The sequence below is a fragment of the Streptomyces sp. NPDC001406 genome (assembly GCF_042895285.1).
Lineage (GTDB): Bacteria > Actinomycetota > Actinomycetes > Streptomycetales > Streptomycetaceae > Streptomyces.
Window position 1 is genome coordinate 442762 of record NZ_JBIAWG010000001.1, and the last position, 8693, is coordinate 451454.

Sequence of the window (8693 nt, forward strand, 5' to 3'; positions counted from 1 at the left end):
CGAAAGCGTCCAGGCGTCTCCCAGGCGAAGGGGAAGCACACCGTGGCACGCATCGGTGACGGCGGCGATCTGCTCAAGTGCTCGTTCTGCGGCAAGAGCCAGAAGCAGGTCAAGAAGCTCATCGCAGGGCCCGGTGTGTACATCTGCGACGAGTGCATCGATCTCTGCAACGAGATCATCGAGGAGGAGCTCGCCGAGACGAGCGAGGTGCGGTGGGAGGAACTCCCCAAGCCCCGCGAGATCTACGAGTTCCTGGAGGGCTATGTAGTCGGCCAAGAGGCCGCCAAGAAGGCTCTCTCAGTCGCGGTGTACAACCACTACAAGCGGGTTCAGGCGGGGGAGAACGGCGGCGCCCAAGGCCGCGACGACGCCATCGAGTTGGCGAAGTCCAACATTCTCCTGCTGGGCCCCACGGGCTCCGGCAAGACGCTCCTCGCGCAGACCCTGGCGCGCATGCTGAACGTCCCGTTCGCGATCGCGGACGCGACGGCGCTGACGGAGGCGGGTTATGTCGGCGAGGACGTCGAGAACATCCTCCTGAAGTTGATCCAGGCCGCGGACTACGACGTCAAGAAGGCCGAGACGGGGATCATCTACATCGACGAGATCGACAAGGTCGCGAGGAAGAGTGAAAACCCTTCCATCACCCGCGACGTGTCGGGCGAGGGTGTGCAGCAGGCCCTCCTCAAGATCCTCGAAGGCACCACGGCCTCGGTCCCGCCGCAGGGCGGCCGTAAGCACCCGCACCAGGAGTTCATCCAGATCGACACGACGAACGTGCTGTTCATCGTGGGCGGCGCGTTCTCCGGACTGGAAAAGATCATCGAGGCACGGGCCGGCGCGAAGGGCATCGGCTTCGGCGCGACGATCCGCTCCAAGCGTGAGCTGCAATCGAAGGACGTCTTCGAGGACGTCATGCCGGAGGACCTGGTCAAGTTCGGCATGATCCCCGAGTTCATCGGCCGTCTGCCGGTGATCACCTCGGTCCACAACCTCGACCGCGAGGCCCTGCTCAAGATCCTGGTGGAGCCCCGCAACGCCCTGGTGAAGCAGTACCAGCGCCTCTTCGAACTCGACGGCGTGGAACTGGACTTCGAGCGCGAGGCCCTGGAGGCCATCGCCGACCAGGCCATCCTCCGCCAGACCGGCGCGCGCGGTCTGCGCGCCATCATGGAGGAGGTCCTGATGTCGGTGATGTACGAGGTCCCGTCCCGAAAGGACGTGGCCCGAGTCGTCATCACGGCAGACGTCGTCCACTCGAACGTGAACCCGACCCTGATCCCACGCGACGCCCGCGGCCGCGGCCAGGGCGAACAGAAGACGGCGTAGCGACAGCCCCAAGCTCCAACGGATGCCCGGCACTTGCAAGGTGCCGGGCATCACTCATGTTCACGCCACGCGGCGGTGTCATCACGCCAGGTTCACCTCGCGCGTGCGGCGCGTGACCTGTTCTGTGATCGAGTGGACCCGACCAAATCGATTGCCAGTTCGTGTGATCGATGCTGGAAAACGGGAGGGATCCACATGAAACGGCTGAAGTCGAAGCGGCTCCTGGCTGCGGCGAGCGTGGTCGTCGCGGCGGGAGTCGTACCGCTGGTGACGGCGACACCGGCGAGCGCCGACCAGATCGACTGTATGAACTATGTGCGAAACCACGGCTACCGGGTCGGCCCGAAGGTACGGGAGGCGTGCAGCTACCGACATGTCGGTCCCGCTGCGCATCCGCTCTGTCAGGGGGCCTTCTCGTCCTTCACGTGGATGCCGACACCGCATGGGCCGCCTGCCTTCGTGCGTAAGGGCCAAGGGCGTTGAATGACTGACGGGGTGCCTCATCGACCTGATGAGGCACCCCGTCGGCGGATCCGGTGAGGATCAGGCCTTGACGCGTACTTCCTTACGGAGTTTGGCCGTCATCTCGGCCGCCTCCGCCGGGTCGGTGGACTTTCCGGCGACGATGTCCGAGTACTCCATGGGCATCACCATGCCGAGCGTGCTGTGGTCACCCCAGACGCAGAACGTGAACTTAATGGTCTTCGCCATGTCCGACGAGCCGCTCTCGGTGTTCTTGGCGCTGGCGGTCTGGCACTTGAGGATCGCGCCGTCCAGAGAGCTGGGCTTGTACTCCTTCGGGCTGCCCTCGAAGGTGACGTCGTCCTTCTTGGCGTCCTTCTTCGAGTAGGCAAAGAAACCGTCGACGGCCTTCTCCGGGTCGGCGATGGTGCCGTAGACGCCGCCAAAGGTGATCATCTTCCCGCCGAGCGGGTTGTCGTTGTCCTTCACCTCGTAGCCGGCGCTGACGTCCTTGGCGTCCTTCACCCCCCATGACTCGGCGTCCTTCAGGTCGTCGTTGGACATCGGACCACCGGCGTCGTTGCTCTTCTTGTACTCGCCGAGCACCACCGCCGGGGTGGTCAGCTTGTGCGGGCCGTCGTCCGCGACGTCGGAGCCGCCCGAGCTTCCCTTGCCCACCACGAAGAACACACCCACCGCAACGGCCGCCACCACGGCCACCGCCCCGATGATCAGGCCCGTCTTCTTCTTGCCGCCGCCCGGGGCCGGGGGCTGGGGGACGGCGTAGCCGGGCTGGCCGTAGGGGGGCGTCGGCTGGCCGTACGGGTTCGGCTGCTGGGGTGCGCCCTGCTGGGGGTAGCCGTAACCGGGCTGGGGCGGAGGGGCCTGCTGAGGGTAGCCGTAGCCGGGCTGGGGAGCCTGCGGCTGCTGGCCGTAGGGGCCCGGCTGGCCGTACGGTCCGGGCTGCTGGGGCTGCCCGCCGTACGGGCCCGGCTGGTTGTGACTCATTTCTGGGTTCCCCTCCAGATGCTTATGTGTTCCTGACATCCTGGCGCAGGCCCAGGAAGCCCACCGCAGCGGGGGTCGCACCGTTACAGAACAAACGCGTTTCGGGACTGGGTCGTGACACCTCTAAACTGACCCCCGTGACCGAGAACGCTCAGCAGCAGCCACCAGCGCCCGACACCGAACTGCCGACCCAGTACGCGCCGGCCGATGTAGAGGGGCCGCTGTACGAGCGCTGGGTAGAGCGGGGTTACTTCGAGGCGGACGCGAAGAGCGACAAGCCCGCGTACACCATCGTCATCCCCCCGCCGAACGTCACCGGCAGCCTGCACCTCGGGCACGCCTTCGAGCACACGCTCATCGACGCCCTGACGCGGCGCAAGCGCATGCAGGGTTACGAGACGCTGTGGCAGCCCGGCATGGACCACGCCGGCATCGCCACGCAGAACGTCGTCGAGCGCGAACTCGGCAAGGAAGGAAAGTCCCGGCACGACCTCGGCCGGGACGCCTTCGTCGAGCGCGTCTGGCAGTGGAAGGCCGAGTCCGGCGGGCAGATCAGCGGACAGATGCGCCGCCTCGGCGACGGCGTCGCCTGGTCGCGCGAGCGCTTCACCATGGACGAAGGACTGTCCCAGGCCGTCCAGACCATCTTCAAGCGGCTCTACGACGACGAACTGATCTACCGCGCCGAGCGCATCATCAACTGGTGCCCCCGCTGTCTGACGGCCATCTCGGACATCGAGGTCGAGTACCAGGACGACGACGGCGAACTCGTCTCCATGAAGTACGGCGACGGGGACGACACCATCGTCGTCGCCACCACCCGCGCCGAGACCATGCTCGGTGACACCGCCGTCGCCGTTCACCCCGACGACGAGCGCTACAGGCATCTCGTCGGCACGCTCATCAAGCTCCCGCTGACCGACCGCTCCATTCCGGTCGTCGCCGACACGCACGTCGACCCCGAGTTCGGCACCGGCGCCGTCAAGGTCACCCCGGCCCATGACCCGAACGACTTCGAGATCGGCCAGCGGCACGATCTGCCGTCCATCACGATCATGGACGAGCATGCCGTCATCACCGCCCACGGCCCCTTCCAGGGCCTGGACCGCCTGGAGGCCCGCTCGGCGATCGTCGCCGCGCTGCGCGCCGAGGGCCGGATCGTCGCCGAGAAGCGGCCGTACGTCCACTCCGTGGGCCACTGCTCGCGCTGCAAGACCACCATCGAGCCCAGGCTCTCCATGCAGTGGTGGGTCAAGGTCGGCCCGCTCGCCAAGGCCGCCGGCGACGCGGTCCGCGACGGCAAGGTCAAGATCCACCCCCAGGAGATGGAGAAGCGCTACTTCGACTGGGTCGACAACCTCCACGACTGGTGCATCTCACGGCAGTTGTGGTGGGGGCATCGGATTCCCGTCTGGTACGGCCCGGACGGGGAAGTCGTCTGCGTCGGCCCCGACGAGGAGCCGCCGAGCGGCGAGGGCTGGCGTCAGGACACCGACGTCCTCGACACCTGGTTCTCCTCCGGCCTGTGGCCCTTCTCCACCCTCGGCTGGCCCGAGCAAACCGAGTCGCTCGCGAAGTTCTACCCGAACTCCGTCCTGGTCACCGGCTACGACATCCTCTTCTTCTGGGTCGCCCGGATGATGATGTTCGGCCTGTACGCGATGGACGGCACCCCGCCGTTCCACACCATCGCCCTGCACGGCATGGTCCGCGACCAGTTCGGCAAGAAGATGTCGAAGTCCTTCGGCAACGCGGTCAACCCGCTGGACTGGATGGACAAGTACGGCTCCGACGCGCTCCGCTTCACCCTCGCGCGCGGCGCCAACCCGGGCGTCGACGTCCCGATCGGCGAGGACTGGGTCCAGGGCTCCCGCAACTTCGCCAACAAGATCTGGAACGCCACCCGCTTCGCGCTGATGAACGGCGCGACGGTGGACGGGCCGCTGCCGGACCCGGCGAAGATGTCCGCCACCGACCGCTGGATCCTCTCCCGCCTCAACTCCGTCGTCGCCGAAGTCGACGCGTTCTACGAGGACTTCCAGTTCGCGAAGCTCTCCGACGCCCTCTTCCACTTCGCGTGGGACGAGGTCTTCGACTGGTACGTCGAGCTGTCCAAGACGACGTTCCAGGCGGGCGGCGAGGCCGCCGAGGTCTCCAAGCGCGTCCTGGGCGAGGTCCTCGACGTCACCCTCCGGCTGCTCCACCCGGTCGTCCCGTTCGTCACGGAGACCCTGTGGACCACCCTCACGGGCGGCGAGTCGGTCGTCATCGCCGAATGGCCGGCCGACAGTGGCTTCCGTGACGCCGACGCCGAGCGGGAGATCGAGACCCTCCAGTCCGTCATCACCGAGGTCCGCCGCTTCCGCGCCGACCAGGGCCTGCAGCCCGGCCAGCGCGTCCCGGCCCGCCTCACCCTGGACGGCACGGCCCTCGCCCCGCACGAGGCGGCCATCCGCCAGCTGCTGCGGCTCCAGCCGGAGGGCGAGTCCTTCACGGCCACGGCCACCCTGCCGGTCGCCGACGCGGAGGTCGCCCTCGACCTCTCCGGCACGATCGACGTGGCCGCGGAGCGCAAGCGCCTCGCCAAGGACCTGGCCGCCGCCGAGAAGGAGAAGGCCCAGGCCACGGCCAAGCTCGGCAACGAGGCGTTCCTCGCGAAGGCCCCGGACCAGGTCGTGGACAAGATCCGCACGCGGCTCGCCAAGGCCGACGAGGACATCGCGCGGATCCAGGCCCAGCTGGACAAGCTGCCCCCGGCGTAACCGCCCGTACGGCACTGAAGGCCCCCGGAGCCACACGGCACCGGGGGCCTTCGCCCATGTCTGTCCGTGCCGCTCCGTAGACTGGTGTCGTGAGCGAAGCGCCCGGCACCAACGACCAGCCCGACCCCCTCGACTCCTTCGACGAGATGATCGCGGCGGAGACCGACCGCGACCCCGACCTCGCGGTGATCGAGGCCGGCAGCCGCACCCTGCGCACGCAGGGCGGGCCGGCGCAGGCGGACGTACCCGCGAGGCCCGAGGACCCCGAGGTCGACAAGGCCCTGCGCGAGGTCGAGGCCGAGCTGGCCACCCGCTGGGGCGAGACCAAGCTGGAGCCGTCCGTCAGCCGCATCGCCGCGCTCATGGACGTGCTGGGGGATCCGCAGCGGTCGTACCCCTCGATCCACATCACCGGGACGAACGGCAAGACGTCCACGGCCCGCATGATCGAGGCCCTGCTCGGCGCCTTCGAGCTGCGCACCGGCCGCTACACGTCCCCGCACGTGCAGTCGGTCACCGAGCGCATCAGCCTGGACGGCGCGCCGATCTCCGCCGAGCGGTTCATCGAGACGTACCAGGACATCAAGCCGTACATCGAGATGGTCGACGCCCTGCAGGAGTTCCGGCTGTCGTTCTTCGAGGTGCTCACCGGCATGGCGTACGCCGCCTTCGCGGACGCGCCGATCGACGTGGCCGTGGTCGAGGTCGGGATGGGCGGCAGCTGGGACGCGACGAACGTGATCGACGGCGACGTCGCCGTGGTCACCCCCATCGACCTGGACCACACGGACCGGCTCGGCGAGACCCCCGCCGAGATCGCCGCGGAGAAGGCCGGGATCGTCAAGCAGGACGCGACGGTCATCCTGGCCCAGCAGCCGGTGGACGCGGCGCAGGTGCTGCTGAAGAAGGCGGTCGAGGTCGACGCGACGGTGGCCCGGGAGGGCCTGGAGTTCGGCGTGGTGGACCGCCGGATCGCCGTGGGCGGCCAGCTCCTCACCCTGCGTGGCCTGGGCGGCGAGTACCCCGAGGTGTATCTCCCGCTGCACGGCGCCCACCAGGCGCACAACGCGGCCGTGGCGCTCGCCGCGGTGGAGGCGTTCTTCGGCGTCGGCGCGCAGCGCGCCCAGACGCTGGACATCGACACCGTCCGCAAGGCCTTCGCCGCGGTCTCCTCGCCCGGCCGCCTGGAGGTCGTACGGCACTCGCCGACGATCGTCCTGGACGCCGCGCACAACCCTGCGGGCGCGCGGGCGACGGCCGAGGCGATCGGCGAGGCCTTCGACTTCAGCCGGCTGATCGGGGTCGTGGGCGCGAGCGGCGACAAGAACGTGCGCGGGCTCCTGGAGGCCTTCGAGCCGATCTTCGCGGAGATCGTCGTCACGCAGAACTCCAGTCACCGTGCCATGGACGCGGACGAGCTGGCCGCGGTCGCCGTCGAGGTGTTCGGCGAGGAGCGGGTGCAGGTCGAGCCGCGGCTGCCCGACGCCCTGGAGGCCGCGATCACGCTGGCCGAGGAGGAGGGCGAGTTCGCGGGCGGCGGTGTGCTGGTCACCGGCTCGGTCATCACGGTGGGCGAGGCCCGTCTGCTGCTGGGCAAGGGCTGAGGAGGAATTTCATGCGTACGCTCTGCTCCTCGACCCTGATCGGCGAGTTCTTCGTCATCGGCTTCGCCGGGCTGGTGGCGATGAAGGACCCGGACCTGTCGACGACCACGGTGTGGACGGTCAGCGGGATCGCGATGTTCCTGTGTGTGGTGCTGTGCGGTGTGGTGACACGCCCCGGCGGAGTGGTCCTCGGCTGGGCCCTCCAGCTCGCGCTGATCGCCTCCGGGGTGTTCGTGCCCACGATGTACTTCATGGGGGTGCTGTTCGCGGCGCTGTGGTGGGCTTCCGTGCACTACGGAAGAAAGATCGACGAGGCGAAGGCCCGCTTCGCCGCGCAGGCCGGGTCGCCCACTACACCTGACGCTGCGTAACAGGTGCCCGGACACGCCCTGTAACCTCGTCCCACCGCACACGTCAGTCAGAAGGAGCCTTCCCGTGACCCAGCGCACCCTCGTCCTCCTCAAGCCCGACGCCGTTCGTCGCGGCCTGACCGGCGAGATCATCAGCCGTATCGAGCGCAAGGCCGGCTGGCAGATCACCGCGCTGGAGCTGCGTACGCTGGACCAGGAAACGCTGGAGCAGCACTACGGCGAGCACAAGGGCAAGCCCTTCTACGAGCCCCTGGTCGAGTTCATGGCCTCCGGCCCGGTCGTCGCCCTGATCGTCGAGGGCGAGCGCGTCATCGAGGGCCTGCGCGCCCTGGCCGGCCCCACCGACCCGATCGCCGCGGCGCCCGGCTCCATCCGCGGCGACTACGGCGTCATCGTCCGCGAGAACCTGATCCACGCCTCCGACTCGGAGGAGTCGGCGGAACGAGAGGTCAAGATCTTCTTCCCCGGCCACGCGTAACCCTCCGGGGGTTCGCGGCCCGGACACCGCCCGCCGTGACACCGTGTCGCCCCGGGGCTGCGGATCCCGGGTGACTCGGAGGTACGCGGGTTTGTGACTCGGGTGACCACCGGTCCGGCGAGCCGCATGCCCGGGCGTCCTGGCTGTTCGGGGCCTACTGGGTCGCGCACCGGGTGGTGCGCGGGTCTGAGACTCGGGTGGCCGTGCGGTCTGGTGAGCTGCCGGATCGGGTGGCTTGCCGGGTCCGGGGCCTGTCGGGCCGCGCTCGGGTGGTGCGCGGGTCTGGGGCTTGGCGGCCGCCCGGTTCGGTGAAGTGCCGGTTCGGGTGGTTGCCGGTCGGGTGGCTTCCCGGTCCGGCGGGCTGTTGGTCTCGATGTCTGTCGTCTCGCGGTTGTGGGTGCGCGTTGTCCGTCGTTCCGGCCGGCTTGGCGAGCCGGGGGCTCGGTGTCTTCTTCCCCGGCCACGCGTAACTCTCCGGGGGCGCGCGGCAGGAACACCCCCGACCGTCGGCCGACCCGTGGCCTGTCGGCCTGGGTGACTCGACGGTTCGGGGATCTATTGGGTCGCGCTCCGGGTGGTGCGTGGGTCTGGGGCTTGGCGGCCGCCCGGTTCGGTGAAGTGCCGGTTCGGGTGGTTGCCGGTCGGGTGGCTTCCCGGTCCGGCGGGCTGTTGGTCTCGA

The 8693-nt window shown here is 68.7% G+C and carries 7 protein-coding genes; 6 read left to right on the forward strand and 1 reads right to left on the reverse strand.

Going from position 1 to position 8693, the window contains the following annotated elements; translation table 11 throughout:
- Nucleotides 1–42 precede the first annotated feature (42 nt).
- Together clpX and ACFY1J_RS01995 are read left to right on the forward strand one after the other, a co-directional pair.
- Nucleotides 43–1329, forward strand: a complete 1287-nt coding sequence (clpX, locus tag ACFY1J_RS01990) for an ATP-dependent Clp protease ATP-binding subunit ClpX (RefSeq protein ID WP_390706610.1) — start codon at nt 43–45, stop codon at nt 1327–1329.
- Between the two features lie 195 nt (nt 1330–1524).
- On the forward strand, nt 1525–1812 hold the full coding sequence (locus ACFY1J_RS01995; protein WP_390706609.1) for a hypothetical protein: 288 nt from the start codon (nt 1525–1527) through the stop codon (nt 1810–1812).
- Nucleotides 1813–1872: 60 nt separating this feature from the next.
- Here the strand turns inward: ACFY1J_RS01995 and ACFY1J_RS02000 are convergent, their stop codons facing one another.
- Complete coding sequence (locus ACFY1J_RS02000; protein WP_390706608.1) at nt 1873–2799, reverse strand: hypothetical protein; 927 nt, start codon at nt 2797–2799, stop codon at nt 1873–1875.
- A gap of 137 nt (nt 2800–2936) precedes the next feature.
- Here ACFY1J_RS02000 and ACFY1J_RS02005 point away from each other — a divergent pair, with 137 nt between their 5' ends.
- The 4 genes from ACFY1J_RS02005 (at nt 2937) to ndk (ending at nt 8014) form a co-directional block, all read left to right on the forward strand.
- The gene (locus ACFY1J_RS02005) at nt 2937–5561 is read left to right on the forward strand and encodes a valine--tRNA ligase (RefSeq protein ID WP_390730409.1); all 2625 of its coding nucleotides are present in this window, start codon (nt 2937–2939) and stop codon (nt 5559–5561) included.
- Between the two features lie 146 nt (nt 5562–5707).
- Nucleotides 5708–7165: a bifunctional folylpolyglutamate synthase/dihydrofolate synthase gene (locus tag ACFY1J_RS02010; RefSeq protein WP_390730560.1), complete on the forward strand. Its 1458-nt coding sequence runs from the start codon at nt 5708–5710 to the stop codon at nt 7163–7165.
- An 11-nt stretch (nt 7166–7176) separates the two neighbouring features.
- Complete coding sequence (locus ACFY1J_RS02015; protein WP_390706606.1) at nt 7177–7536, forward strand: DUF4233 domain-containing protein; 360 nt, start codon at nt 7177–7179, stop codon at nt 7534–7536.
- Between the two features lie 64 nt (nt 7537–7600).
- Nucleotides 7601–8014 (forward strand): nucleoside-diphosphate kinase, encoded by a 414-nt coding sequence (gene ndk / locus ACFY1J_RS02020; protein WP_263208781.1) that lies wholly within the window; start codon nt 7601–7603, stop codon nt 8012–8014.
- Nucleotides 8015–8693 lie beyond the last annotated feature (679 nt).

What these genes read in the sequence shown, in the direction of transcription:
- ACFY1J_RS01995 (WP_390706609.1), top strand. Translation starts at nt 1,525, where the DNA reads ATGAAACGGCTGAAGTCGAAGCGGCTCCTGGCTGCGGCGAGCGTGGTC.
- ACFY1J_RS02000 (WP_390706608.1), bottom strand. Translation starts at nt 2,799, where the DNA reads ATGAGTCACAACCAGCCGGGCCCGTACGGCGGGCAGCCCCAGCAGCCC.
- ACFY1J_RS02010 (WP_390730560.1), top strand. Translation starts at nt 5,708, where the DNA reads ATGATCGCGGCGGAGACCGACCGCGACCCCGACCTCGCGGTGATCGAG.
- ACFY1J_RS02015 (WP_390706606.1), top strand. Translation starts at nt 7,177, where the DNA reads ATGCGTACGCTCTGCTCCTCGACCCTGATCGGCGAGTTCTTCGTCATC.